The organism is Phenylobacterium sp. (assembly GCF_030693625.1).
Classification (GTDB): domain Bacteria; phylum Pseudomonadota; class Alphaproteobacteria; order Caulobacterales; family Caulobacteraceae; genus Phenylobacterium; species Phenylobacterium ferrooxidans.
In genome coordinates this window covers 15673-40171 of the sequence record NZ_JAUYAF010000072.1, presented here as the reverse complement: position 1 = coordinate 40171, position 24499 = coordinate 15673, and the positions used below count along the sequence as shown (strand labels likewise).

Genomic DNA, 24499 nt, shown 5'->3' with positions numbered 1-24499 from the left:
GCGGCGGCGGCGGCGGCGGCGGCGGGCGGAGCCTTGGGCGCCCTGGCCAGGGCGGGCAGGGCGACCAGGCTGAGGGTCAGGGCGGTTGCGGCGAGCGCCGACATGCGACACATGAACGGGACGGGCTCCGGGATGAGGTCGACACCATCCCAGACCCGCTTAAAGGAAGCGTTAAGCATAAGCGGGCGCCCCGCCCCGCGTCAGGGCCGATCCATGACCGAAGTGATCCTTGCGACCTCCGACCGCGCCGTGGTTCCCGTCCACGCCCTCTATGACGGGGATCTGGCGGGCTTCCTGGAGGGCCGTCCGGCCTTCGTGAAGGCCTTCGCCGAGACCGCCGAGTTCAAGGCCAAGGCCGGGCAGCTGCTGGTCCTGCCCAATGCCGAGGGCGGGATCGAGCGGGTGCTGTTTGGCCTGGGCTCCAGCCCCGCCGACCCCATGGTGTTCCGGGCCCTGCCCGCCAAGCTGCCGGCCGGCGACTACCGGATGGCCGTGGCCCCGGTGGGGATCAGCGCCGACCAGATCGCCCTGGCCTTCGCCTTGGGCAGCTACCGGTTTGACCGCTACAAGCAGAAGAAGACGGCCGAGCGGCCGCGCCTGGTGGCCGAGGGGGTCGACATCGCCGAGGTCAATTCCATCGCCCACGCCTGCGCCCTGGCCCGCGACATGGTCAATACGCCGGCCAACGACCTGGGCCCCCTGCAACTGGAGACCATCGCCCGCGAGATCGCCGAGCAGCATGGGGCCTCCATCACGGTGATCACCGGCGAGGGGCTGCTGGAGGCCAACTACCCCGCCGTCCACGCCGTGGGCCGCGCCGCGGTGGAGGCCCGAGCCCCCCGCATGATCGAGATCACCTGGGGCGAGGCCGGCAAGCCGCTGGTGGCCCTGGTGGGCAAGGGCGTCGTCTTCGACACCGGCGGCCTCGACATCAAGCCCTCGGCCGGCATGCGGCAGATGAAGAAGGACATGGGCGGGGCCGCCGCCGTCCTGGGCCTGGCCCGGATGATCATGGCCGCCAGGTTGCCGGTGCGCCTGGCCGTCCTGACGCCGGTGGTGGAGAACGCCATCAGCGGCGACGCCATGCGGCCGGGCGACATCCTGGACAGCCGCAAGGGACTGACCATCGAGGTGGGCAACACCGACGCCGAGGGCCGCCTGATCCTGGCCGACGCGCTGACCCGCGCCGCCGAGCTGGAGCCCGCCCTGACCCTGGATCTGGCCACCCTGACCGGCGCCGCGCGCGCCGCGCTGGGGCCGCAACTGCCGCCGTTCTACACCGACGACGATGAGCTGGCCGGCCAGATCGAGACGGCCATGAACCAGGTCTCCGACCCCATGTGGCGGATGCCCCTGTGGAAGGGCTATGTCGACGCCCTCGACAGCGACATCGCTGACATCAAGAACGATCCCGACGGCTGGGCCCAGGCGGGCTCGGTGACGGCGGCCCTCTTCCTGCAGCGGTTCGCGCCCGCCGGCCCCTGGGCCCACTTCGACATCTTCGCCTGGAACCCGCGCGGGCGTCCGGGCTGGACGGCGGGCGCCGAAGCCCAGGCCATCCGCGCCCTCTACCAGATGATCCGGACCCGGTTTGCGTGAGCCGCGATCCCCGCAACACGCTGGCCCGTCCCGACCTCGCCGCCCGGTCCCTTGAGGGGCTGGCGGCGGCCGGCGCCTATGGCGACCCCGCGCCCATGACCGCCGTGGTTCCGGCCGCGCCCCTGCGCGCCGGCCCGGACGCCGACGCCGAGCAGGTGGACCAGCTGCTGTTTGGCGAGACCTTCGACGTGTTGGAGGAGACGGGCGGCTTCTGCTGGGGTCAGGCGCGGCGGGACGGCTATGTGGGCTTCGTGGCCAAGGCCGACCTTGCGCCCCTGGCCCCCGCCCCGACCCACAGGGTGTCGGCGCTTCGCACCTACGCCTTCAAGGATCCCAGCATCAAGAGCCGGGCGCTGGGGCCCTATTCCCTGGGCGGCCTGATCGCCGTGGAGGCCCGCGAGGGGCGGTTCGTGAAGGGCGCCAACAGCGGTTGGTTCGTGGAGGACCACCTGTCGCCGATCGGTGTCTTCGAGGCCGACTTCGTGGCGGTGGCGGAGCGCTATCTGGGCGCACCCTATCTCTGGGGCGGGCGCGAGAGCCTGGGGTTGGACTGCTCTGGCCTGGTGCAGCAGGCGCTGTTGGCCTGCGGCCGGGCCTGCCCGCGCGACACCGACCAGCAGGCCCTGATGGGCCGCCCGGTGGAGACCCTGGCCCGGGGCGACCTGGTGTTCTGGCGGGGCCACGTGGCGATCCTGCTGGACAGCGCGACCATCCTGCACGCCAACGCCCACCACATGGCCACCGCCATAGAGCCGCTGGCCCAGGCCATCACCCGGATCGGCGCGACCAGCAGCGGCCAGCCCACGGCCTATCGCAGGCTGTAGCCTGGGCCCCATACGAAAAGACCCCCCGCGATGCGGAGGGCCCTGTCTCTCGTTGTGCTCGCGAAGAGTCGTCTAGCTCGGGGAGCCGGTGTTCTGGGCGGCGGTGGCGGTCGGGGCCTTGGCCGCGCCCGTGGTGGGCGCCTGGCCGGCGGGGCCGCCCGAGGTGGCCGCAGGCGTGGCGGTCGAACCGGTGGCGGTGGGGTCCGTGGCTGAGGCCGCTGCGCCCGCATCGGCGGCGGCGGGAGCCGCGGCGGCCGGGTTCGGAGCCGGGAAGGCCACCGTGCCGCCCTTGGAGTTCAGATAGGCCAGCAGGTTGATGCGGTCTTCCGGCTTCTTCAGGCCGACGAAGCCCATCTTGGTGCCGGGCATCGCCTTGGTGGGGTTCTTGAGGAACTCCGACAGGTTTTCATAGTCCCAGATCGGATGCGTGGCGCTGTATTCCACCATGGCGGCGGAATAGGCGAAGCCGGCATGCGAGCCTGGCTTGCGCCCGACGACGGCCCACTGGTTGGGTCCGGTGCCGTTGGCGCCGCCGTTGTCGATGGTGTGGCAGGACTTGCACTTGGCGAACACGGCTTCGCCCGCGGCGATGTCGGCCACCGGCAGGACGGTGCCCCAGTCGATGGGCGCGTCGGCGACAGGGCCGCCGGCGCCGGCCTCCTCAGCCACCTCGATGGCGTAGCCGGGCTTCTCCGCCTTTTCGGCGGCGAACATGACCGTTGTGATCTCGCGGAGGCCGACAATGGCCAGACCCGTCGCCAGCACGGCGCCGGCGACTTTGTTGAACGTAAGGTCGCTCATCGTCTTGAAATCGGCCCTCTAATCGGCCGGCCCAAAGACCGGCGGAAGCGCGGGAATCCCCGCCCCTTATTGCGCCCGCGTCTCTTACACGCTACCGGCGCTGGCGCAACCGGCCAGTTGGTCGCTCCCCAGATCACGTCCGTGATCTGGGCATTTTTGGAGTTGGAGCGGAATGCGGGCGGTTCCCACTTTCTCTCATTCGCTCAGTCCCTCATGAACCCCATCGTCCTGATTCCCGCCCGACTTGCGGCCACCCGACTTCCCAACAAGCCCCTCGCCGACATCGAGGGGATACCGATGATCGTCCGGGTTCTGCGCCAGGCCCAGGCCGCGAATCTTGGTCCGGTGGCCGTCGCGGCGGGCGATTCGGAGATCGTGGAGGCGGTCGTCGCCGCCGGAGGCCGAGCCGTTCTCACCGACCCCGATCTGCCCTCCGGCTCCGACCGGCTGGTGGCGGCCCTGGCCGAGTTGGACCCCCGAGGCGTCCACGACGTGGTGATCAACCTGCAAGGCGACATGCCCTTCGTGGCGCCGGCCGACCTCGCGGCCTGCGCGGCCCTGCTGAGCGACCAGCCTTCCTGCGACATCGCCACCATCGTCGAGAAGGAAGCATCCCCCGAGGTCCGCACCAATCCCGACATGGTCAAGGCGGTGCTGGCGATGGCGCCGGACGGCAGGACCGGCCGGGCGCTCTACTTTACCCGCTCCACCCTCTATGGCGACGGGCCGGTGTGGCACCACCACGGCATCTACGCCTATCGCCGCGCGGCGCTGGAGGCCTTCACGGCGGCCAAGCCATCGCCGCTGGAGCAGCGGGAGAAGCTGGAACAGCTGCGGGCCATGGAGCTGGGACTCTCTATCTGGGCGACGGTGGTCGACACGGCGCCGATCTCGGTGGACAACCCCGCCGATCTTGAGCGGGCGCGGGCCTTCGCCCGGCAAATCGGAGTCAGGTCATGAGCACGGGGCGGATCGCCTTCCAGGGTGAGCTGGGGGCCAACAGCCATGAGGCCTGCGTCGCGGCCTTCCCGGACATGACACCGGTGGCTCACCCGACCTTCGAGGAGGCCTTCGAGGCCATCAAGTCCGGCGATTGCCAGCTGGGCATGATCCCGGTGGAGAACTCCATCGCCGGCCGAGTCGCCGATGTTCACCACCTGCTGCCCAATTCCGGGCTGAAGATCATCGGCGAGCGCTTCAAGCCGATCCATTTCCAGCTGATGGTCAATCCCGGCGTGAAGCTGGAGGCGGTAAAGACCGTCGCCTCCATGCCCATCGCGCTCGCCCAATGCCGCAAGACCATCCGCCGGCTGAAGCTGAAGACCGAGCAGGTGGGGGACACCGCGCTCTCGGCCAAGCTTCTGGCCGAGCATCCCGATCCCACCAAGGCCGCGATCGCGCCGGCCCTGGCCGCCGAGCTCTATGGCCTGGAGATCCTCGCCCGGGACATCGAGGACACCCACAACAACACCACCCGCTTCCTGGTGATGACCGCCGACAAGGCGCCGCCGCCGCCGCCCTTCACCAGCCCCTGCGTGACGAGCTTCGTGTTCCGGGTGCGCAACCTGCCGGCGGCGCTCTACAAGGCCATGGGCGGGTTCGCCACCAACGGGGTGAACATGACCAAGCTGGAGAGCTACATGGAGAACGGCGCCTTCACGGCGACCTTCTTCTACTCCGAGGTGGACGGCCGCCCGGAAGACCGCAACCTGGCGCTGGCCTTCGAGGAGCTGCAGTTCTTCTCCGAGCAGTTCGAAATCCTCGGCGTCTATCCCGCCGACCCGTTCCGGACCCGCGTCTGATGCGCACCATCGAGATGGACGGCGCGGCCTATCCCAGCATCAAGGCCTTCTGCGAGGACCTGAAGACCGAGATCAGGGCGCTGCCCGGGCACGGCTCCAGCATCGAGGCCTTCGTGGACTCGATGATCTGGGCCAACGGCATGAGCGAGCTGGCGCCGCCCTACATGATCCGAGTGCGGGGCTTGGACGGCGGACCGCTGGCCGAGTTCGTCAAGGATCTCTCCAATGCGCTGGGTCAGGCCCGCATGGAGGTCCGCAACCGCCGCGCCGAGGACGTCGAGGTCATCCTGTCGCTGCGGCGGTAGGTCAGGCGGCGTCCAGCGCCCGCAATAGACTGTCGGCGGGCACACCCCATTGGCGGTGCAGTTTGGCCATCATGGCCGGGGTCAGACTGCGTCGGCCGTTGAGCACCTCCGAGGCGCGCGACCGAGATCCCAGGAGCTGGGCGAGGTCGGTCTGGGTAAGGCCTTTCAGGTCCATGGCGAAGCGAATGGCGTCCAGTGGCTCGGCGGGCTCGATCGGCCAGCGCCGGCGCTCATAAGCCTCGATGAGATCCGACAGCACGTCAAACCGGTCAGCTTGAGCGCTGCCCTTCGCCGGCTGCGTCTCGAAATACTGTGCGACTTCGGAAAGGGCCCAGTCGTAGTCGACCTCATTGTGCAGGGCTCGGATATCCATCACACGGTCTCCACATCGATGCGGTCGTATTCGGCGTGCGTGCCTACGAACTTGATCAGCACGCGCCGGTAGCCGTAGGCCACATGGACGACCAGTCGGAACTTGTTGCCGCCGATGTCGAAGACGAGACGGTTGTCCGCCACGAAATCCACGGCCGCGCCGAACATCGCCTTGACCTCCGACGGTCCTGACCAGCTCGCCTGATTGACGAGGCCGTACCAGGACCGCAGAGGCCGTTCCGCCTGCGGATGCCGTTCCCAGAACTGGATCAGAGTCCGCTTGGCGATGATCTGCACGACGAGAGACTAGCATGTTCCCCACGTGGGAACAACGCCTAGGCCGCCGCGGCGATCAGGGTGTCGTCGATCTGGGTGGCGCGGGTGTCGGCGGGGCGCGAGGTCATGCGGGCCGCATAGTCCTTGAAGACCGGGCGCGGCTCGATGGTCCCGAACTGCATGCCCCAGGCCAGGTGCGAAGCGACATAGAGGTCGGCGGCGGTGAAGCTGTCGCCCACCAGGTAGTCGCGGCCGGTGAGCGCGTTCTCCAGGGTGTCCATGACGTCGCCCAGGTCACCCCAGCCGGCCGAGCGCTTGCTGTCGGCTGAGACTTCGAAGCCCAGGCTCTTGACCGTGACCGCGGCCTCCAGGGGGCCCGCGGCGAAGAACAGCCAGCGGTAATAGTCGCCGCGCAGCTTGCTCCCCACCGGCGGGGCGAGGTTGGCCTGCGGGAAAGCGTCGGCCATGTAGGCGCAGATGGCGGCGCATTCGGTGATCACGGTGTCGCCGTGCTTGACGGCCGGCACCTTGCCCATGGGGTTCACCGCCAGATAGGCCGGGTCCTTCATGGCGTCGAAGTCGAGGATTTGGGTCTCGTAGGGCTGGCCGACCTCCTCCAGCAGCCAGCGGATGATGCGGCCGCGCGACATGGGATGGGTGTAGAAAACGATCTGGTCCGTCATGGCTGTTCCTCCGTTGTTGGAGGCACCCTAGACCATCCTGCTGACAGCAGTATGGCAGCAGCCTAGGTCGACGTGGAAATGAGCTGTCCGTCGGCGTCCAGGCTCCCCTTGGATTGGTCGAGCATCACCAGGACATTGCCCTGAGGATCCATGACCACGGCGCAACGCCCGATGGGGATGTCGAACGGGCCGCGGATCTCACGGCCGCCCGAGGCGATGAAGCGGGCGAAGGCCGCGTCGGTGTCGGCCACCAGCAGATTGACCTCCGGCCCCAGCTGGGTGTGCAGGACCAGTTCGGCGTCGGTGTCGGGCATGGAGAGCCCGGCGGCGACCGGCGAGCGCCAGATCACCCCGTGTCCCAGGCCTTCATAGAAGGCGATGGCGGCGTCCGGGTCGGCCGCCTTCAGCATCAGGCAGTCGAGCTTGCGGAAAAGGGCTTCAACCATCGCGGCCTCCTGTCAGGCGACCCTAGTCAAGCGCCACCGCCAGCGCTCTGTCAGCAGTCAGCTCTCCGCCCAGGCCTTGATGAGCTGGTGGGCGATGGCCATGGGGCCCGGCGCAAAGGTGTTGGGCAGTTTGCCGGCCAGCAGGGTGCGGGCCTCTTCCTTGGTGAACCAGCGGACCTCGGAGAGCTCGGTCTGGTCAGGGGCGGCGTCGTCGTCCTCCACCTGGGCGATCAGGCCGATCATCAAGGATGATGGATAGGGCCAGGGCTGGGTGGAGTGGTAGGCGACCGAGGAGGTCTTCAGGCCCGCCTCCTCGTGCAGTTCGCGGGCGCAGGCCTCCTCGATGGTCTCGCCGGGCTCCAGGAACCCTGCCAGGGAGGAGAACATGCCGGCCGGCCAGATTTCCTGGCGGCCCAGCATGCAGCGCTCGCCATGGACGGCCAGCATGATCACCACCGGATCGGTGCGCGGGAAGTGTTCGGCCTTGCAGGCGGGGCAGGCGCGCTTCCAGCCGCCTTCGGCCACCAGGGACGGCTCGCCGCAGTTGGCGCAGTGCTTGTGACGGCGGCGCCATTCGAACATCTGCTTGGCCGTGGCCAGGATGGCGGCGTCTGTGTGGGGCAGGCGGGTGGCGAGCGCCCGAAGGTCTTCGAATCGCCCCAGGCCCTGCAGCGGTCCGTCGCAGGGGTCGGCGCCCCCGTCCAGGTCGACGGCGAAGACCGCGGTCTCCTTCCAGAGGCCCATGAACAGCAGGGTCTCGGCCCCGCCGGCCAGGTCGGCCGCCATCCTGGCCGGCAGGTAGGCGATCTGCACCCCGCCGTCCTTGGCGTCCTCCACCAACGGCTTGCCGTTCCACAGGGCGATCCCCAGGGATTCGTCGGACTTCAGCCGCTCGTTGAGCCAGGCGTCGTCCTTACGGCGCTCGCTGGCGCGGTTCAGGGGGTTTCCGGCGAAGGTGTTCTGGAAGGAAGAAAGAGCCATGAAAGCTCTCTTAGCGTCGCCCAAGCTTGCGCGCGAGCCTCAAGGTCGCGATATAGGGGGTGGAGATCGGCGACGGGCGGACGCCTCGCCAACCCGGTCAGGTCCGGAAGGAAGCAGCCGCAACGAGTTTCGCTCCGGGTCGTCGTTCGGTCTCCACCCATCCTATCTCGACAAAGCGCCAACGGCGCGGGGCGCATGGCCGACGAAGATCTCTCGCTCGATCCCGAAACGCCCGAGCGTGATCCCAATACGGAGGACATGTTCGGCGCGCCGCCGCCCGCGCCGGTGACGCCTCCGCAAGAGACCTCGGCCGCCTACACCGTCATCGCCCGCAAATACCGGCCCCGCACCTTCGACGACCTCTATGGCCAGGAAGCCATGGTGCGGACGCTGAAGAACGCCTTCTCCACTGGCCGGATCGCCCACGCCTTCATGCTGATCGGGGTGCGCGGGGTGGGCAAGACCACCACGGCCCGCCTGCTGGCGCGGGCGCTGAACTACGAGACCGACGCCATCCACGAGCCGACGCTGGATCTTCGCGACGAGGGCCGGCACTGCAAGGCGATCATCGAGGGGCGGCACATGGACGTGCTGGAGCTCGACGCCGCCAGCCGCACCAAGGTGGAGGACATGCGCGAGCTGCTGGACGGGGTGCGCTACGCCCCCGTCGAGGCGCGCTACAAGGTCTACATCATCGACGAAGTGCACATGCTCTCCACCTCGTCCTTCAACGCCCTGTTGAAGACCCTGGAAGAGCCGCCGCCGCACGTGAAATTCATCTTCGCCACCACCGAGATCCGCAAGGTTCCGGTGACCATCTTGTCGCGCTGCCAGCGGTTCGACCTGCGCCGGGTGGAGCCCGACGTGATCGTCAAGAACCTGGAGATGATCACCGAGGCCGAGGGCGTCCGCGTCGACGCCGAGGGCCTGCTGCTGATCGCCCGGGCCGCGGAGGGCTCGGTGCGCGACGCCCAGTCGATGCTGGACCAGGCTATCGTCCAGGGAGAGCCTGGCCAGACCGTGCCGGCCACCCTGATCCGCGACATGCTGGGCCTGGCCGACCGGGCGCAGACCATCACGCTCTTCGAGCAGACCATGCGCGGCGAGCCCGGCCCGGCCATCGAGACCTTCCGGACCCTCTACGGCTACGGCGCGGATCCGGGCCAAGTGATGCTGGACCTGCTGGAGCACGCCCATTCCGCCTCGGTGGCCAAGGCCATCGGGGCCCACGCCCTAATCATGCCGCGCGAACAGGCCGGCCGGCTGGCGGCGATCGGCGCCGCGGTCTCGGCGGGCACCCTGTCGCGGATGTGGCAGATGCTGCTGCGGGCCTATGACGAGGTGCGTCGGTCTCCGGACCCGGCCGCGGCGGTGGACATGGCGCTGATCCGCCTGGCCTATGCCGCCGACCTGCCCGGGCCCGAGGAGGCGCTCAAGCGCATCCAGACCGGCGACCCGGTGGGCAGCGCGCCGGCGCCTTCCGGCGGCGGCGGCGGTGGCGGTGCGAGCCAGGGGGGTGGCGGAAGCGTCACGGCCCAGGCCCGCGTCCTGGCGCCGGAGCCCCAGGCGGCCGAGGCGCCGCCGGTGCTGCAGTCCTTCGCCGATGTCATCGCCCTGATCGAGAAGAAGCGCGATATCGCTCTGCGCCTCGACGTCGAGCGCTATGTGCGGCCAGTCAGCTTCCGGCCCGGCGCCATCGAGTTCGAACCCGCGCCCGGCGCGCCCTCGAACCTGGCCCAGCGGCTGATCGGTCGCCTGAGGGAATGGACGGGCCAGCCCTGGCTGATCGCCGCCCAGGGCGGCGGCGGGGCCGAGAGCCAGTGGGAACGCCAGAAGCGCGAGGAGCGCGAGGTCCGCTCCGAGATCGAGCAGGACCCCTTTGTCCTCTCGGTGATGAAGAGCTTCCCGGGCGCCGAGATCGTCAGCATCCGCACCCTGCCGACGCCGGAGGCCTCACCGGCCGACGCGCCGCCGGAAGACGACGAAGACTAGCCAGTTCATGACGCGAGTGAGGGTTCGATGAAGGATTTGGGCGGCCTGATGAAACAGGCCCAGGCCATGCAGCAGAAGCTGGCCGAGGCGCAGGAGCGCCTGGCGCAGCTGGTGATCGAGGGCACCTCGGGCGGCGGCATGGTCAAGCTCACCCTGAAGGGCACCGGCGAACTGGCCTCGGTCGAGATCGACGAGAGCCTGCTGGCGCCCGGGGAAGGCGAGGTGATCTCCGACCTGATCGTCGCCGCCCACGCCGACGCCAAGCGCAAGCTGGACGCCCAGCAGGCTGAAATGATGCGCAACGCCGCCGGCCCGCTGGCGGGGATGGGCCTGCCCGGAATGCCGAAGTTCTAGGGCGGGTTGAGGAAAAGTGGGAACCGGTTTTCCGCCCGCATCCCGCCCGGCCTAGAGCTTGAGTTCCAGCCGAGCGACCTGGTTGGTCCGGTCCATCAGGTCCTGGGTGGCGGTTCCAATCTGGACGAAACCCTGAGCGAGCCAGAAGCGCAGGGCCGCCGGGTTCTGGTCCTGGACGATCAGGCGGACGGCCCGGCCGTCCTGGCTGATGATCCAGCTCTTCACGGCCGCCAGGATCCGCTCGCCCAGCCTCTGGCCCCGGGCCTCGGGCGCCACGAGCAGCAGGCCCAGATACCAGACATGGCGCTCGGGGAAGTCCCGCAGCAGCTCCACGGTGGCGGTCAGGCCCCGGTCGGTCCAGGCCCCGATGACGAACTTGTCGCGCAGCGGATGATCGGGCGGGGCGTCGGTCAGCAGAGCCTCGGCGGCGTAGGGACCCGGCGGATGGCCGGTGACGAGGACCTCGAAGTCCTCGCAGCGCTCCAGCAGAACCTGAAGCTCCTCCAGCGCCGAACCGGAGATGAGGGCCAGCTGGGCGGCCTCGACGAGGGGCAGGTCGGGCGTGGTCATGGCGCGGGCTGCCCTCGACATCTACATAGGAACAACCCGACAATCCCTTGAATCGCCCCCGCGTGATGCACTTTAGATAGTTAGCGCGGGAATCGGGCGGAAAACCGGTTCCCACTTTTCCTATTCCCACTCTAGCAGGAGCCAGATTGGCCGCCTCCGCCGGACCTGAAATCGAGCGCCTGATCTCGCTGCTGTCGAAGCTGCCGGGCCTGGGCCCGCGCTCGGCGCGGCGCGCGGCGCTCGCCCTGCTCAAGCGGCGGGAGCAACTGCTACAGCCGCTCGCCGAGGCCCTGGCCGTAGCGTCGGAGCGGGTGAAGACCTGCTCCACCTGCGGCTCGCTGGACACCCAGGACCCCTGCGCCATCTGCGACGACCGCTCCCGCGACCCGACCCTGGTCTGTGTCGTGGAGGAGGTGGGCGCGCTGTGGGCCATGGAGCGGGCCAGCGCCTTCCGGGGCCGCTACCACGTGCTGGGGGGCCTGCTGTCGGCTCTCGACGGCGTGGGCCCCGAGGCGTTGCGGGTCAATTCGCTGGTGACGCGGGCCATGGAGGAGGGAGTCACCGAGGTGATCCTCGCCCTGCCGGCCACCGTGGACGGCCAGACCACGGCCCACTACCTGGCCGAACGCCTCTCCAACGCCCACGTCTCGGTGACCATGCTGGCCCGCGGCGTGCCGGTGGGGGGCGAGCTGGACTGGCTGGACGACGGCACCATCGCCCAGGCCATGCGGGCCAGGCGCCCGGCCTAGGTCCGGGTGAGCTCGAAATAGGCCCGGGCAGCCGCTGAAGCGCTCTCCGAAACCACGGCGAAAACCCGCATCCGCAGGGGGAAAGTGGGCAGCGGCCGCATCACCACCCCCGCGGGCGCAGCGCCGGCGAGGCTCTCCTGCACCATGGCCAGGCCGACGCCAGCCGCCACCAGGCCAAGGATGGTGGTCGGCTCGACGGCTTCGATGCGGACATCGGGGGCGAAGCCGCTCGCGCGGCAGGCGGCGATCCACTCCGCCCGGGCCTGGGGATTGCCCCGCTCGGGCAGGGCGATGAAGGCTTCGCCGTCGAGGCGCGCCTCCACCAGATGGGTGTCGGCGGCGAGCCGGTGATCGGCGGGGATGGCCAGGCGATAGGGCTCCTCGGCGACAAGGGCGATCCGCAGGCCCGCGGACTCAGCGGGCGGGGTGTAGACATGAGCGACGTCCAGGGCGCCCTCGCGCAGCGCCTGCACCTGATCGCCGGAGCGCATCGCGCGCAGCTCGATCCCAACGCCGGGCCGTTCATGACGGAAGCGCCGCAGGGCGCGTCCGAGGACGCCGGCGTGCACGGCGCCTTCCACAAAGCCCAGGGAAAGCCGCCCGCCCTCTCCGCGGCCCGCCGCCTTGGCCTGTTGCTCCACCCCGGCGGCATGGGCCAGCAGGGCCCGGGCCTGGTCGAGGAACCGCCAGCCTTCCGCCGTCAGCCGCAACCGCCTTCGCTCGCGGTGGAAGAGGGTCAGGCCCAGGCCGGCCTCCAGTTCGCGGATGCGCTGGCTGAGCGGCGACTGGGAGACGCCCAGCCGGGCGGCGGCCCGACCGACATTCTCTTCCTCCGCGACAGCCACGAAGTAGCCCAGGCGCCACAGCTCCAGCATCAGATCATCCAGGTCTCAAACCGGTCCGGATCAGACTTGGACAGGCTTAGGTCGCGGATCGCAAGGTGAACCTCTTTGGAGGAGGGGGCCCATGGCGCTCAGCAAATTCGGTTTCATCGTCACGGGGGCGGGCTTTGAGCCGGCGGGGCAGCGTGTGGTTCTGTCGACAGATGTTTTCGAGATGATCGCCGTAGGCGTTCCGGCCGCAGCGGAGGCCGTCGCCGTCGCTCGCCAACTGGCCTCGGAAGGCGTGCAACTGCTGGAACTCTGTGGCGGGTTCGGGCCGGTGTGGACGGCCAGGGTCATCGAGGCGGTGGGGCCCGGCGTTCCCGTGGGGTCGGTGGGCTACGGACCGGAGTCGATCGACGCCATGTACGCCCTGTTCAAGGCCTGAAGCCTTCCGGCCGCGCCACCCAGACCAGGCCCGACCAGCTGTGGCCGTCATGGGTCGAGGTGAAGTCGAGGGTTTCGTCCCGCTGCAGTCCGAGCTTGCGCATCACCGCCTGGGAGCGGTGGTTGTCGAGCGCGGTGTAGCTGAGCACTTCCTCCAGGCCGCAGCGGGTGAAGCCATCGATGAGGCTGGCGCGGGCGGCTTCGGTGGCGATGCCGAAACCCCAGCTTCCGCGCGTCAGGCGCCAGCCGATCTCCACATTGGGCGAGCGGGGATGCCAGGTGTCGATGGGCATGATCCCAACATAGCCGAGGAAGGCGCCTGCGTGGGCGGTGACGACCCAGCGGGTGTAGCCCAGGCGGTCATGGGCGGCGCGGTAGCGGGCCATCTTGGCCGCGGCGGCGTCACGGTCCACGGGCCCGCCGGCGTCGGCCTGGACCTCGGGGTCAGCCAGCATGGCGGCGAAGGCGTCGAGGTCCTCGTCGCGCCAGGGCCTCAGGATCGTCCGTTCGGTGGTGATCATCAGGTCGCCCTCCTAAGGGAATCTGGTAGCACGGCGGCAGGCCGACGAACGAGGCGCCCATGTACGGAATCCTTTGCGCGACCCCGGAGGAGCTGGCGGCCCTGCAGGCGCGGTTGTCGGTGACGACCCAGCCGGTGGCCTATGGGCCGACCCAGGTCTGGACCGGGACCCACCAGGGCGCGCAGTTCGCCCTGGCCCTGGCCGGCATGGGCAAGGTCAATGCGGCGGCCGCCGCCACCCTGCTGCTGTCGGTCTTCCATGCTGACACCCTGATCTTCGCCGGCGTGGCGGGGGGGCTGAACCCGGCGCTGGGGGTGGGGTCGGTGCTGCTGGCGGAACGGCTGGACATTCACGACTACGGCCACGTCTTCGAGGGCGCCTTTACCCCGACGCGGTCGGGCCAAATGCCGATCGGGGCGGCCCGGCTGACGGCCCTGACACCGGTGGCGGGGCCCGTCGCCGCGAACCTCGCCAGGCTGCGCGACACGGTCGCCGGAGCGCTTGGCCACCCCATCGCCCTGGGGGGCGTGATCACCGCCGACTATTTCCTCAACTGCGCGGTGACCCGGGACCAGCTGCACGCCGCCTTCGGCGCCGACGCCATCGACATGGAGTCCGGCGCCGTGGACCAGGTGGCCCTGGCCTGGGGCCGGCCGCTCTATGTGATCCGCACCCTGTCGGACCTGGCCGGGGCGGAGGGCCACCTGAGCTATCTGGAGATGGCGCAGATGGCGGCGGATAACTCGGCCCTCTGCGTTCCGGCCCTGCTGGCGATTCTCACCGACTCCGCGTAAAGAACGGAGCATGAACTCCCTGCTGATCTTCCTCGTCATCGCCCTCGTGGCGGCCGCCATCGGCTTCACCTGGGCCCTGATGGAGCGCGGCCGCGCCAACCGGGCCGAGGCGCGGTCCTGGGCGCTGCAGGATTCGGCCTCGCGCCTGAAGCTCATCGAGGAGCAGGGCGGGCGCAACGCCGCCATCATCCAGGCCGAGGCGGCCAACGCCATCGCCGAACAGGTGCTCAAGCGCGCCGACGAGACCTTCCACAACCGCGAGCAGCTGGCCCAGGCGCGGCTGGAGGCCCAGCTGAAGCCGGTGGCCGAGAGCCTGGCCAAGTTCCAGGAGCAGGTCGTCGCCGTCGAGAAGACCCGCGCCGAGGAGACCGGCGGTCTGAAGGCCCAGATCAGCCAGCTGCTGCTGGCGTCGACCGCGACCCAGGAGGAAGCCCGCAAGCTGTCGGCCGCTTTGCGACGGGGGGCGGGCGTCCAGGGCCGCTGGGGCGAGCAGACCCTGCGCAACGTCCTGGAGGCGGCCGGGCTGCACAACCGTTACGACTTCGACGAACAGACCTCCACCGACACCGAGGAGGGCCGCCGCCGGCCTGACGTCACCGTGCGCCTGCCGGGCGGGGCGGTGTTCGTCATCGACGCCAAGTGTTCGTTGAACGCCTTCCTTGACGCCCAGGACGCCACCGACGAGGTGATCCGCGAGGCCTGCTATGTCCGCCACGCCCAGAGCGTGCGGACCCACATGGTGGGTCTCTCGGGCAAGTCCTACTGGGACCAGTTCAACCAGGGCTCGCCGGACTTCGTGGCCATGTTCATCCCCGGTGACAGCTTCCTGGCCGCGGCCCTGGACCGGATGCCTGAGCTGATGACCGAGGCCATGGACAAGCGGGTGCTGGTGGTGACGCCCACCACCCTCTTCGCCCTGTGCAAGGCCGTGGTCTATGGCTGGCGGGTGGAGGAGCAGGCGGCCAACGCCCAGGAGATCTCCAAGCTGGGGCGCGAGCTCTACAAGCGCCTGTCGGTGATGGGGGGCCACGCGGCCTCCGTCGGCAAGGCGCTGGAGGCCGCCGTCGGCCGCTACAATTCCTTCGTCGGCTCGCTAGAGACCCAGGTCATGACCCAGGCGCGGCGCTTCGAGGACCTGCAGGTGGACCACGAGGGCAAGGAATTGCCGGAACTGGGCCCTGTCGAGACCGGCATCCGGCCTCTCACCAAGCTCGCCATCGAGGCTCGGGATGACGACGCGCCGACGGCCGCCGTCTTGACGCTCAAAGGCGGCTGACCTACCTGAAAACCATGGCTCTTCGCGAAATCCTTGTTGTCCCCGATCCCGTGCTGAAACAGGTCTCCACCCCCGTCGAGGTGGTGGACGACGCGCTGCGCGCCCTGATGGACGACATGCTGGAGACCATGTACGCCGCGCCGGGCATTGGCCTGGCGGCGATCCAGGTCGGGGTGCCCAAGCAGGTGATCGTCATGGACCTGGCGGCCCCTGACACCCCGCCGGAGCCCCGCTATTTCGTCAACCCGGAAATCCTCTGGTCGTCGGAAGACACCGCCCCCTACGAAGAGGGCTGCCTGTCGGTCCCCGAGATCTATGACGAGGTCGAGCGCCCCGCCCGGGTGAAGCTGAAGTACCTGAACTATCAGGGCGAGGAAGTGATCGAGGACGCCGAGGGCCTGTACGCCGTCTGCATCCAGCACGAGATGGATCACCTGAAGGGCGTGCTCTTCATCGACTACCTCTCGCGCCTGAAGCGCGACCGGGCGGTCGCCAAGGTGAAGAAGCAGGTCCGGGCCGCCTAGAGACCTTCGTGAGGAGTCCGCCCGCGCGGGAGGGGACGACCGGTCATGGACGTGACCGACTGCCCCGACCAGATCCCCCCCGGGATCCGATCCCGACCTCACCCGATAATCCTTTTCAGGGCCGCGGTTCGATCGGTCGCCTACGCGGGCCGGTAAGCGCTCCGGACCTGGGCGCTCGATAGCAGCAGAGCCGACGGGCCGTGATGGCGTTTTCTGGTACGGTCACCAAGATGAGGATTTGTTCCCGGCGCCCATGACCGACACCCCGCCGCCGGGTCACAACCGGCCCTTCCCCTATAACCAGCTCGACGCCTTCCTCACCCGGCCTGGGCTGGACGAGGCCATGCGCAGCTCCGTGCGCGGGGCGGTGGCCTATTACGACGCCGCGCCGACCCTGCACCGCGACGTCAAGGACGTGAGCCGCTTCCTGCTGGGGGTGCTGGCCCTCTATCTGGACGCCAGCGGCGGCCTGACCCATCGGCGTCTGCGGGAATTGTCGGGCAAGAGCGGCATCCTCAGCGCGGGGACCGCGACGGCGGTGCTGCTGCGGCTGCAGCTGATCGGTTACGTGACCCGCGCCGAGGCCGCCAACGGCCACAGCCGGCCCTACAAGCCGACGGCCGCCATGGAAGCGGCCTTCCGGGGACGGATGCGGATCGAATTCGAGGCCCTCAGCCACCTTACCGACGAGGTCGACCTGATGCTGGCCCGGTTCGATGAGCCGGAGGTCTTCGCCATGCTGATGGCGATGATGGGGGATCAATCGATGATGGCCGCGGGCTCGCCCAACCCCGACATCGCGGCGTTCAACGCGCTGGCCGTGCGCTCGGCGGGGCTGCTGATCCTGTTCGAGGTGATGTCCAAGGCCGACACCGGAGGGGCCTTCCCGCCGTTGGGCGAGGTCGAGCTGTCGGTGGCCGCCATCGCCCGGCACTACCAGGTCTCCCGCAGCCACGTCCTGTCGGTGCTGCGGGATATCGAGGCCGCGGGATGGATCGAGAAGGGCCCAAGGGAGGGAGCATGGATCCTGACGCCCGCCCTGCGGGCCGACATCCGCATCTTTTACGGCATCACCTATCTGGGCCTGATCCGCGCCACCGAGATGGCGTTCGAACGGCTGGAGGCGGGGCAGAAGGCGGGGTGAACTTTCATTCCTCCCCCGCAGCGCAGGGGAGGGAAGTGATCTTCTAGTTCTTCGCGTCGGCCGCGGCGGCGTCGATCTTGGCGTCGGCGGTGGCGGCGGCTTGGCTGGCCTTGTCGCCGGCCTTGTCGGCGCCTTCCTTCAACTCGGCGCCGGCGGTGGCGAAGGCGTCCTTGGCCACAGCGCCGGCTTCGGCCGCGCCTTGCTTGATGTCGTTGCCCACCGCCTTCATCTCGGGGCTGGTGGCGACCTCCTTGGTGGCCTCGCCGATCTTGGCGGCGGCGGCCTTGGCGTTCTCCCCGGCGTCGGACTGTTCGGACCTGGAGCAGGCGGCCACCGAAAGGGTGGCGACGGCGAGGGCGACGAGGGCGTAGCGCATAGAACAAATCTCCGGGTGAAGCGTGGCAGTAACGGCCACGCTTGCTTGCGGTTCCCTATTTCCCCCCGCGCCGCTAAACGAAGCCCCATGCGCCTGGCCTTTCTTGGAACCCCCGACTTCGCTGTCGCCTGCCTGTCGGCCCTGGTGGAGGCGGGCCACGAGATCGCGGCGGTCTATTCTCAGCCGCCCGCCCCGCGCGGCCGGGGACAGGAGCTGAAGCCGTCGCCGGCCCACGCCTTTGCGCTCGAACGCGGCATCCCGGTGCGGACACCGGTTTCCATGCGCGATCCCGAAGAGATCGCCGCCTTCGCCGCCCTCGATCTCGACGCCGCCGTGGTGGTGGCCTTCGGTCAGATCCTGCCGGGCGAGGTCCTGGGCGCGCCCAGGCTCGGGTCCTTCAACCTGCACGCCTCCCTGCTGCCGCGCTGGCGCGGGGCCGCGCCGATCCAGCGGGCGATCATGGCCGGCGACCGGGTGACCGGGGTCGAGGTCATGGCGATGACCGAGGGCCTGGACGAGGGGCCGGTCCTGGCCTCGGAGACCCTGCGCATCGACGCCCTGGAGACCGCCGGGACCCTGCATGACCGCTTGGCGGCGGTGGGCGCGGACCTGCTGGTGCGCACCATGGCCGCAGTGGCCAAGGGTGAGGCGATCGCCACGCCGCAGGCCGAGGACGGCCTGACCTACGCCAAGAAGATCCGCCCCAAGGAGGCGCGGCTGCGCTGGACCAAGCCCGCCGCGGAGATCGACCGCAAGATCCGCGGCCTGTCGCCCTTCCCGGGCGCCTGGTTCGAACTGCCCACCGAGAAGGGGCCGGTGCGGGTGAAGGCCCTGTTGTCCCAGGTGGAGGAGGGGTCTGGAGCTCCCGGACAAGTCCTCGATGAGAGGCTGCTGATCGCCTGTGGCGAGGGGGCGGTGCGCCTGCTGCGGGTGCAGCGGGAGGGTCGGGGGCCCCAGGAGGCCGAGGTCTTCCTGCGTGGCCTGCCGGTGGCGGCGGGGACGGTCGTTCTCTGATGCCCCGCTACCGCATGACCATCGAATATGATGGCCGGCCCTATAAGGGCTTCCAGGCCCAGGCCGACCTGCCCACCGTGCAGGGCTCCCTGGAGCGAGCGGCCCACGCCTTCTGCGGCGAGGACGTGCGGGTCAATGCGGCGGGGCGCACCGACACCGGTGTCCATGCGCTGGGGCAGGTGATCCACATCGACATCGACAAGGACTGGCGGCCGCAGGTGGTGCGCAACGCCATCAACGCCCACCTTGTCCCCGAGCCGATCGCGGTGCTGGACTGCGAGATCGCCACGGGCGACTGGCACGCCCGGTTCTCCGCGACGGAGCGGCGCTACCTCTATCGCATCCTCAACCGCGAGAGCCCGCCGGCCCTGGACCGGGGCCGGGTCTGGCATGTGAGGAAGCCGCTGGACGCCGACGCCATGCATGCGGCGGCCCAGACCCTGATCGGCCACCACGACTTCACCACCTTCCGCGACCTCGCCTGCCAGGCCAAGTCGCCGATGAAGACCATGGATTTCGCGCGGGTTCGCCGCGAGGGCGACGAGGTGGTGCTGGAGTTCGCCTCGCGCTCCTTCCTGCACCGGCAGGTCCGTTCCATGACCGGCACCATCGCCGAGGTGGGCGTCGGCCGCTGGGAGGTCGAGGACGTGCGGGCGGCTCTGGAGGCGCGCGATCGCACGGCCTGCGGGCCGGTGGCGCCGGCCGATGGGCTGTATCTGACGGCGGTCAGGTACTAGGCCTTGAAGGCCTGGAAGTAGCGTTCGATCAGACGCTCATAGACCGCCTGCAGCTGTCGTATTTCTTCAACTGGCGCGCGTTCGTCGACGGCGTGCATCGTCTTGCCCACCAGGCCCAACTCGACGACCGGGCACAGGGCCCGGATGAAGCGGGCGTCCGAGGTGCCGCCGGTGGTGGAGAGTTCGGGGGCCTTGCCGGTGATGTCGGCCACGGCGGCGGCCACCACGTCGGTGAAAGGGCCGGGCTCGGTGAGGAAGGCCTCACCGCTGATGGAGGGCGTCACCACGATATTGCCCTGGAAGCCGGCCAGGGCCTCGCGGGCCTCACCCTCGATCCAGTCGGCCAGGCTCTGACCGGTGTGGTTGGGGTTGAAGCGGATGTTCAGCCGGGCCTTGGCGGCGGCCGGGATCAGGTTGGTGGTCGCGTTGCCCACATCCACCGTGGTGACCTCCAGGTTCGAGGGCTGGAAGCCCAGGAAACCGGTGTCCAGCTCGGTCTCCGACAGGCGGTGCAGCAGGGCGACCAGAACGGGCACCGGATTGGCCGCGCGGTGCGGATAGGCGACGTGCCCCTGGACGCCCTCCACCACGATCTCGACATTGATCGAGCCGCGACGGCCGATCTTGATCATGTCTCCGAAGGTCTCGGCGCTGGAGGGCTCCCCCACCACGCAGTGGTCGATGATCTCGCCTTCGGCCTTCAGCGCCTGGACCACCATCTTGGTGCCGTGGGTGGCGATCCCCTCCTCGTCCCCGGTGATCAGGAAGGACAGGGAGCCCGTGACCTGGCCCGCCGCGATGGCCTTGGCGCAGGCGGCGGCGAAGGCGGCCACGCCGCTCTTCATGTCCACCGAGCCCCGGCCAATCAGCACCCCGTCGATGATCTCGGCGGCGAAGGCCTCGGAACTCCAGGCGGCCGCGTCCCCCACCGGCACCACGTCGGTATGGCCAGCGAAGCAGAGGTTGGGGCTGGCGGTCCCATAGCGGGCGTAGAGGTTCTCGATCTCACCGAACTTCATGCGCCGGCAGGCGAAACCCAGGCCCTGAAGGGTCTGCTGGACGATATCCATGGCGCCGGCGTCGGCCGGGGTCACCGACGGACGGCGGATCAGGTCCTGGGTCAGGGCGACGGGATCAATCTGGGTGGCGATGCTCATGGCCCGGCTTTACGCTTGCGGCCTCGCCTCACGCAAATGGAACGTGACATGCCGAAGATCGATATTGCAGCGGCGCTGACCCGCACCGGCAGCGGCTATCCCGCCCCCTATGACGAGCCCTGCAAGGCGCGGCGGCGCCAGAAGCTGGGCGACGCGGCGGGCCTGACCCAGTTCGGCGTCAACCTCCTGACCCTGGCGCCAGGCGTCTGGTCATCCCAGCGGCACTGGCATTCCAAGGAGGACGAGTTCGTCTGGGTGGTCGAGGGCGAAGTGATCCTGATCGACGATGAGGGCGAGCACGTGCTGCGCGCCGGAGACTGCGCGGGGTTCCGATCCGGCGATCCCAACGGCCACCACCTGGTCAACCGCTCGGACCGTGACGCCAAGGTGCTGGAGGTCGGCACGCGCCTGCCCGACGGCTCGGAGTTCGTGGACTATCCCGACGTCGACATGGTGCTGCTGGAGGGCTCCGATCGCACCCACCACCGGGACGGCACGCCCTATGACTAGTCGCGCAGCAGTTCGTTGATGGAGGTCTTGGAGCGGGTGCGTTCGTCCACGGTCTTGACGATGACCGCGCAGTTGATGGAGGGCAGGGCCGGGTCCACCGGATTGGGCATGGAGCCGGGCATGATCACCGAATAGGCCGGCACCTCGCCCTGGAAGACCTCGCCGGTCTTGCGGTCGACGATGCGGGTGGTGGAGGTGATGAAGGTGCCCATGGAGAGCACGCTGCCCTTGCGCACGATCACGCCCTCGGCGACCTCCGAGCGGGCGCCGATGAAGCAGTCGTCCTCGATGATGGTGGGGTTGGCCTGCAGGGGCTCCAGCACCCCGCCGATGCCGGCGCCGCCCGAGAGGTGGACGTTCTTGCCGATCTGGGCGCAGGAGCCGACCGTGGCCCAGGTGTCCACCATGGTCCCCTCGTCGACATAGGCGCCGATGTTCACGAAGGACGGGGTCATGATGACGTTGCGGGCGATATAGGCGCCGCGTCGCACGATGCAGCCGGGCACCGCGCGGAAGCCCGCGGCCTCGAAGCGGGCGGCGTCCCAGCCGGTGAACTTGAGCGGGATCTTGTCCCAGTAGGGGTGCGGCGCGCCGGCGTCGATCAGTTGGTTGGCGCTGAGCCGGAAGGACAGCAGGATCGCCTGCTTGGCCCACTGATGGGTGGTCCAGACGCCATCATCGCCGCGGCTGGCGACCCGCAGGGTCCCGGCGTCGAGCTGGTTCAGGGTCTCCTCGACGGCCTCGCGGACCTCGCCGGTGGTGCCGGTGTTGACGCCGTCGCGGGCTTCCCAGGCGGCTTCGATCACGGACTTCAGGTCTAGGGACATCAGACGGCTTCCTTCAGACGCGCGCCCGTGAGGAACGGCGTGAGCGTGGTGGTGCGGTGGTTTACGAAAGGTGCGGTGGAGTGCTGCGCCTGAGGTCCCACGAGCACCGTGGTCATGCCCAGGTCGTAGGCGGGCTGCAGGTTGCGCTCGGAGTCCTCGAAGAAGCTCGTCGCGCGGGGATCCAGGCCGTGGGCGTCGAGCATCCGCTGGAACCCCACGGGGTCCGGCTTGGGCGTGAAGCCGAAGGAGTGGATGTGGAAGACATCGTCGAACAGGTCGGCGAGGCCGAGATGGGCCAGGACCCGCTCGGCGTGCTTCTCATCGGCGTTGGTGAAGATGAAGCGGCGGCCAGGCAGCTGGGACAGCGCGCTCACCAGGTCGGGGTCCTGGGCCAGCAGTTCCAGGGACAGGTCGTGGAACAGGGCGTGGAAGTCGGCGGGGTCGACGCCGTGGTTCAGCATCAGGCCGCGCAGGGTCAGGCCGTGTTCGGCCAGATACTTCTTCTGCAGGGTGTAGGCCTGGTCGCGCGGCAGGTCGGTGACCCTGGCCACGAAGTCGGTCATCCGACCCTCGACCTGGCTCATGAAGCCCGACTCCGCCGGATAGAGGGTGTTGTCGAGATCAAACAGCCAGGTGTCGATATGGGTCAGGTCGGCGGTCATCGGGTGATGAGGGTGCCGGCCCCGTGCTCGGTGAACAGCTCCACCAGCATGGCGTGGGGACGGCGGCCGTCCAGGATGACCACGGCCTCGACGCCGGACTCCACCGCTGCGATGGCGGTCTCAAGCTTGGGGATCATGCCGCCGGAGGCGACGCCGGTGGCGATCGCACTCCTGGCCTGCGTGATGCTCATCTCGCGGATCAGTTCGCCGTCGGCGCCCAGGACGCCGGTGACGTCGGTGAGCAGCAGCATGCGCTTGGCCTTCAGCGCTCCGGCCAGGGCGCCGGCCACGGTGTCGGCGTTGATGTTGAAGGTCTGGCCTTCCTCGGAGACGCCGATAGGAGCGATCACCGGGATGTAGTCATGATCGGCCGAGATCAGCCCCTGGATCAGCTGCGGATCGATGCGGGTGGGTTCCCCCACAAAGCCCAGGTCGACGGCCTTTTCGATGTTGCTGTCGGGATCGATCTTGCTGCGCTCAACCTTGCGGACGGTGATGAGGCGGGCGTCCTTGCCCGACAGCCCCACGCCGCGCACATCGGCCTCGGCGCCGGCCAGGGTGATCCAGTTGGCGATCTCCTTGTTGATGGCCCCCGACAGCACCATCTCGGCGACCTCCATGGTGGCCTCGTCGGTCACCCGCAGGCCGTCGATGAAGGTCGACTTCACCCCGGCCTTGTTGAGCATGCGGGAGATCTGTGGGCCCCCGCCGTGCACGACGACAGGATGCAGGCCCAGCAGCTTCAGCAGCACGGCGTCGGCGGCGAACAGGCGGGCGACGGACTCCTCGCCCATGGCGTGGCCGCCGTACTTGATCACCACGGTCTCGCGGTCGTAGCGCTGGATGTAGGGCAGGGCCTCGGCCAGGGTCTTCGCGGTGGCCCAGCCTTGCTCTTCGGGGGTCTCGGTCACGGCGCGCGGCGCTCCATCAACTTGGAGGGGGTCGATTAGCCGACGAGAGCCCCCCTGTCACGTCAGGCGAACAGGGCGCTCACCGACTCGCCATTGTGAATCCGGCGGATCGCCTCGGCCAGGGCCGGCGCCACCGACAGCACCTTCAGGCCCGAGGCGCGGTCCTTCTCCGAGATCGGGGCGGTGTTGGTGGTGATCAACTCTTCCACGCCGGGCTCCGCCAGGATGCGGCGGGCCGCGTCATTGGCGAACAGGCCGTGGGTGCAGGCGACCCGGATCGACCGGACGTTCTCGCGGCGCAGGTGCGCGATGAGTTCGATGACCGTGGTGCCCTTGGCGATCTCGTCGTCCAGGACGATGACGTCGCGGCCGCTGACCTCGCCGATGATGGCGCTGATCTCCACCCGGTCGCCGGAGAAGCGCTGCTTGGCGGCGGCGGCGACGCCGGCTCCCAGCAGGCGGGCGAAGGCCGCGGCCTCCTTGGCGTTGCCGAGATCGGGCGAGACCACCACGGTGTTGGAGTGATCCTCGGCGGCGAAGTGGCGCGCCAGTTCCTGCAGGGCGTGCAGGTGGTCCACGGGCATGGAGAAGAAGCCGTGCACCTGGGGCGAGTGCAGGGTCATGGTCAGCACCCGCTGGGCGCCGGCGGTGGCCAGCAGGTCGGCCACCAGCTTGCCGCCGATGGAGATGCGCGGCGCGTCCTTCTTGTCGGAGCGGGCATAGGCGTAGTGCGGCATGACCGCGGTGATACGGGCCGCCGAGGCGCCGCGGGCGGCGTCCAGCATCAGCAGCAGCTCCATCAGGTGCTCCTGCACCGGCGCGACGATGGGCTGGATCAGGAAGACGTCGCGCTCGCGGCAGTTGGCCTCGAGCTGAACCTCCAGGCAGTCATTGGCGAAGCGGGTCAGGCGGGAAGGCGAGAGCGGAACTTCGAGATGCCGGCAGATCTCGCGCGCCAGGTCCGGGTGTGCGCTGCCGCTGAAGATGGCGATATCACCCACGACTCATCTCCCGCTGCTGCGGG

At 69.2% G+C, this 24499-nt stretch carries 31 protein-coding genes and 1 other RNA gene; 17 read left to right on the top strand and 15 right to left on the bottom strand.

Annotated elements, in window-relative coordinates:
• Positions 1–213 precede the first annotated feature (213 nt).
• Together Q8N10_RS16635 and Q8N10_RS16630 are read left to right on the top strand one after the other, a co-directional pair.
• Positions 214–1599 carry a M17 family metallopeptidase gene (locus Q8N10_RS16635; protein WP_304779556.1) on the top strand — a complete coding sequence of 462 codons (1386 nt, stop codon included), beginning with the start codon at positions 214–216 and terminating at the stop codon, positions 1597–1599.
• A complete protein-coding gene (locus tag Q8N10_RS16630; protein WP_304779559.1) occupies positions 1596–2423 on the top strand; it encodes an NlpC/P60 family protein in 828 nt (275 codons plus the stop codon). The genes Q8N10_RS16635 and Q8N10_RS16630 overlap by 4 nt, the downstream gene beginning before the upstream one ends.
• A 72-nt stretch (positions 2424–2495) precedes the next feature.
• On the opposite strand, the gene Q8N10_RS16625 is transcribed toward Q8N10_RS16630, so the two are convergent.
• Entirely contained in the window at positions 2496–3224 is a 729-nt protein-coding gene (locus tag Q8N10_RS16625; RefSeq protein ID WP_304779562.1) for a cytochrome c family protein, read from the bottom strand.
• 213 nt (positions 3225–3437) lie between these two features.
• On the opposite strand from Q8N10_RS16625, the gene Q8N10_RS16620 reads away from it, so the two are divergent.
• From Q8N10_RS16620 to Q8N10_RS16610, 3 genes are read left to right on the top strand one after another with little or no spacing between them, the layout of a single operon-like run.
• A complete protein-coding gene (locus Q8N10_RS16620; RefSeq protein WP_304779566.1) occupies positions 3438–4184 on the top strand; it encodes a 3-deoxy-manno-octulosonate cytidylyltransferase in 747 nt (248 codons plus the stop codon).
• Complete coding sequence (locus Q8N10_RS16615; protein ID WP_304779569.1) at positions 4181–5026, top strand: prephenate dehydratase; 846 nt, start codon at positions 4181–4183, stop codon at positions 5024–5026. The genes Q8N10_RS16620 and Q8N10_RS16615 overlap by 4 nt, the downstream gene beginning before the upstream one ends.
• Positions 5026–5331: a hypothetical protein gene (locus tag Q8N10_RS16610; RefSeq protein WP_304779572.1), complete on the top strand. Its 306-nt coding sequence runs from the start codon at positions 5026–5028 to the stop codon at positions 5329–5331. Before Q8N10_RS16615 ends, Q8N10_RS16610 begins: the two co-directional genes overlap by 1 nt.
• Position 5332: 1 nt before the next feature.
• Here Q8N10_RS16610 and Q8N10_RS16605 read toward each other — a convergent pair whose 3' ends face one another.
• The 5 genes from Q8N10_RS16605 to nudC form a co-directional block, all read right to left on the bottom strand.
• Positions 5333–5704 carry a type II toxin-antitoxin system HigA family antitoxin gene (locus Q8N10_RS16605; protein ID WP_304779575.1) on the bottom strand — a complete coding sequence of 124 codons (372 nt, stop codon included), beginning with the start codon at positions 5702–5704 and terminating at the stop codon, positions 5333–5335.
• Positions 5704–6000, bottom strand: a complete 297-nt coding sequence (locus Q8N10_RS16600) for a type II toxin-antitoxin system HigB family toxin (protein ID WP_304779577.1) — start codon at positions 5998–6000, stop codon at positions 5704–5706. Before Q8N10_RS16600 ends, Q8N10_RS16605 begins: the two co-directional genes overlap by 1 nt.
• Positions 6001–6038: 38 nt before the next feature.
• The gene (locus Q8N10_RS16595; protein ID WP_304779580.1) at positions 6039–6662 is read right to left on the bottom strand and encodes a glutathione S-transferase family protein; all 624 of its coding nucleotides are present in this window, start codon (positions 6660–6662) and stop codon (positions 6039–6041) included.
• Between the two features lie 62 nt (positions 6663–6724).
• Complete coding sequence (locus Q8N10_RS16590) at positions 6725–7108, bottom strand: VOC family protein (RefSeq protein WP_304779583.1); 384 nt, start codon at positions 7106–7108, stop codon at positions 6725–6727.
• A 57-nt stretch (positions 7109–7165) separates the two neighbouring features.
• Positions 7166–8089, bottom strand: coding sequence for an NAD(+) diphosphatase (gene nudC, locus Q8N10_RS16585; protein WP_304779586.1), 924 nt, complete (start codon positions 8087–8089; stop codon positions 7166–7168).
• A gap of 60 nt (positions 8090–8149) precedes the next feature.
• On the opposite strand from nudC, the gene ffs reads away from it, so the two are divergent.
• The 3 genes from ffs to Q8N10_RS16570 all read left to right on the top strand — a co-directional run bounded on the left by ffs (position 8150) and on the right by Q8N10_RS16570 (position 10435).
• Positions 8150–8248, top strand: an RNA gene (gene ffs, locus Q8N10_RS16580) — signal recognition particle sRNA small type.
• A gap of 36 nt (positions 8249–8284) precedes the next feature.
• Positions 8285–10081 carry a DNA polymerase III subunit gamma/tau gene (locus Q8N10_RS16575; RefSeq protein ID WP_304779589.1) on the top strand — a complete coding sequence of 599 codons (1797 nt, stop codon included), beginning with the start codon at positions 8285–8287 and terminating at the stop codon, positions 10079–10081.
• A gap of 27 nt (positions 10082–10108) precedes the next feature.
• On the top strand, positions 10109–10435 hold the full coding sequence (locus Q8N10_RS16570) for a YbaB/EbfC family nucleoid-associated protein (protein WP_304779592.1): 327 nt from the start codon (positions 10109–10111) through the stop codon (positions 10433–10435).
• A 51-nt stretch (positions 10436–10486) separates the two neighbouring features.
• Here the strand turns inward: Q8N10_RS16570 and Q8N10_RS16565 are convergent, their stop codons facing one another.
• Positions 10487–11005: an N-acetyltransferase gene (locus Q8N10_RS16565; RefSeq protein ID WP_304779595.1), complete on the bottom strand. Its 519-nt coding sequence runs from the start codon at positions 11003–11005 to the stop codon at positions 10487–10489.
• Between the two features lie 146 nt (positions 11006–11151).
• On the opposite strand from Q8N10_RS16565, the gene recR reads away from it, so the two are divergent.
• On the top strand, positions 11152–11754 hold the full coding sequence (gene recR / locus Q8N10_RS16560; RefSeq protein WP_304779597.1) for a recombination mediator RecR: 603 nt from the start codon (positions 11152–11154) through the stop codon (positions 11752–11754).
• On the opposite strand, the gene Q8N10_RS16555 is transcribed toward recR, so the two are convergent.
• Entirely contained in the window at positions 11751–12629 is an 879-nt protein-coding gene (locus Q8N10_RS16555; RefSeq protein WP_304779603.1) for a LysR substrate-binding domain-containing protein, read from the bottom strand. The genes recR and Q8N10_RS16555 overlap by 4 nt on opposite strands.
• A 91-nt stretch (positions 12630–12720) precedes the next feature.
• Here Q8N10_RS16555 and Q8N10_RS16550 point away from each other — a divergent pair, with 91 nt between their 5' ends.
• Positions 12721–13023, top strand: coding sequence for a DUF6506 family protein (locus tag Q8N10_RS16550; protein WP_304779605.1), 303 nt, complete (start codon positions 12721–12723; stop codon positions 13021–13023).
• On the opposite strand, the gene Q8N10_RS16545 is transcribed toward Q8N10_RS16550, so the two are convergent.
• Positions 13013–13543 carry a GNAT family N-acetyltransferase gene (locus tag Q8N10_RS16545; protein ID WP_304779607.1) on the bottom strand — a complete coding sequence of 177 codons (531 nt, stop codon included), beginning with the start codon at positions 13541–13543 and terminating at the stop codon, positions 13013–13015. The two genes, Q8N10_RS16550 and Q8N10_RS16545, sit on opposite strands and share 11 nt — an antisense overlap.
• Before the next feature lie 59 nt (positions 13544–13602).
• Between Q8N10_RS16545 and mtnN the strand changes: the two genes are divergently transcribed.
• The 4 genes from mtnN (at position 13603) to Q8N10_RS16525 (ending at position 17281) form a co-directional block, all read left to right on the top strand.
• Positions 13603–14337, top strand: a complete 735-nt coding sequence (gene mtnN, locus Q8N10_RS16540; protein ID WP_304779610.1) for a 5'-methylthioadenosine/S-adenosylhomocysteine nucleosidase — start codon at positions 13603–13605, stop codon at positions 14335–14337.
• Positions 14338–14347: 10 nt separating this feature from the next.
• Positions 14348–15613, top strand: coding sequence for a DNA recombination protein RmuC (gene rmuC, locus Q8N10_RS16535; RefSeq protein WP_304779613.1), 1266 nt, complete (start codon positions 14348–14350; stop codon positions 15611–15613).
• A 14-nt stretch (positions 15614–15627) separates the two neighbouring features.
• Complete coding sequence (gene def / locus Q8N10_RS16530) at positions 15628–16137, top strand: peptide deformylase (RefSeq protein WP_304779617.1); 510 nt, start codon at positions 15628–15630, stop codon at positions 16135–16137.
• Positions 16138–16390: 253 nt separating this feature from the next.
• Entirely contained in the window at positions 16391–17281 is an 891-nt protein-coding gene (locus Q8N10_RS16525) for a hypothetical protein (RefSeq protein ID WP_304779620.1), read from the top strand.
• Positions 17282–17324: 43 nt separating this feature from the next.
• Here Q8N10_RS16525 and Q8N10_RS16520 read toward each other — a convergent pair whose 3' ends face one another.
• Entirely contained in the window at positions 17325–17657 is a 333-nt protein-coding gene (locus Q8N10_RS16520; RefSeq protein WP_304779623.1) for a hypothetical protein, read from the bottom strand.
• Positions 17658–17744: 87 nt separating this feature from the next.
• On the opposite strand from Q8N10_RS16520, the gene fmt reads away from it, so the two are divergent.
• Positions 17745–18671 carry a methionyl-tRNA formyltransferase gene (fmt, locus tag Q8N10_RS16515; protein ID WP_304779626.1) on the top strand — a complete coding sequence of 309 codons (927 nt, stop codon included), beginning with the start codon at positions 17745–17747 and terminating at the stop codon, positions 18669–18671.
• The gene (gene truA, locus Q8N10_RS16510) at positions 18671–19408 is read left to right on the top strand and encodes a tRNA pseudouridine(38-40) synthase TruA (RefSeq protein ID WP_304779628.1); all 738 of its coding nucleotides are present in this window, start codon (positions 18671–18673) and stop codon (positions 19406–19408) included. Before fmt ends, truA begins: the two co-directional genes overlap by 1 nt.
• On the opposite strand, the gene dapE is transcribed toward truA, so the two are convergent.
• On the bottom strand, positions 19405–20565 hold the full coding sequence (gene dapE, locus Q8N10_RS16505) for a succinyl-diaminopimelate desuccinylase (RefSeq protein ID WP_304779631.1): 1161 nt from the start codon (positions 20563–20565) through the stop codon (positions 19405–19407). The genes truA and dapE overlap by 4 nt on opposite strands.
• Positions 20566–20613: 48 nt before the next feature.
• On the opposite strand from dapE, the gene Q8N10_RS16500 reads away from it, so the two are divergent.
• Positions 20614–21075 carry a cupin domain-containing protein gene (locus tag Q8N10_RS16500; protein ID WP_304779634.1) on the top strand — a complete coding sequence of 154 codons (462 nt, stop codon included), beginning with the start codon at positions 20614–20616 and terminating at the stop codon, positions 21073–21075.
• On the opposite strand, the gene dapD is transcribed toward Q8N10_RS16500, so the two are convergent.
• From dapD to Q8N10_RS16480, 4 genes are all read right to left on the bottom strand, one after another.
• Complete coding sequence (gene dapD, locus Q8N10_RS16495) at positions 21072–21902, bottom strand: 2,3,4,5-tetrahydropyridine-2,6-dicarboxylate N-succinyltransferase (RefSeq protein WP_304779638.1); 831 nt, start codon at positions 21900–21902, stop codon at positions 21072–21074. The two genes, Q8N10_RS16500 and dapD, sit on opposite strands and share 4 nt — an antisense overlap.
• Positions 21902–22564, bottom strand: a complete 663-nt coding sequence (locus Q8N10_RS16490; RefSeq protein ID WP_304779642.1) for a pyrimidine 5'-nucleotidase — start codon at positions 22562–22564, stop codon at positions 21902–21904. The genes dapD and Q8N10_RS16490 overlap by 1 nt, the downstream gene beginning before the upstream one ends.
• Positions 22561–23475: an acetylglutamate kinase gene (argB, locus tag Q8N10_RS16485; protein ID WP_304779645.1), complete on the bottom strand. Its 915-nt coding sequence runs from the start codon at positions 23473–23475 to the stop codon at positions 22561–22563. The genes Q8N10_RS16490 and argB overlap by 4 nt, the downstream gene beginning before the upstream one ends.
• A 62-nt stretch (positions 23476–23537) precedes the next feature.
• The gene (locus tag Q8N10_RS16480) at positions 23538–24476 is read right to left on the bottom strand and encodes a ribose-phosphate pyrophosphokinase (RefSeq protein ID WP_304779648.1); all 939 of its coding nucleotides are present in this window, start codon (positions 24474–24476) and stop codon (positions 23538–23540) included.
• Between the last annotated feature and the right edge of the window lie 23 nt (positions 24477–24499).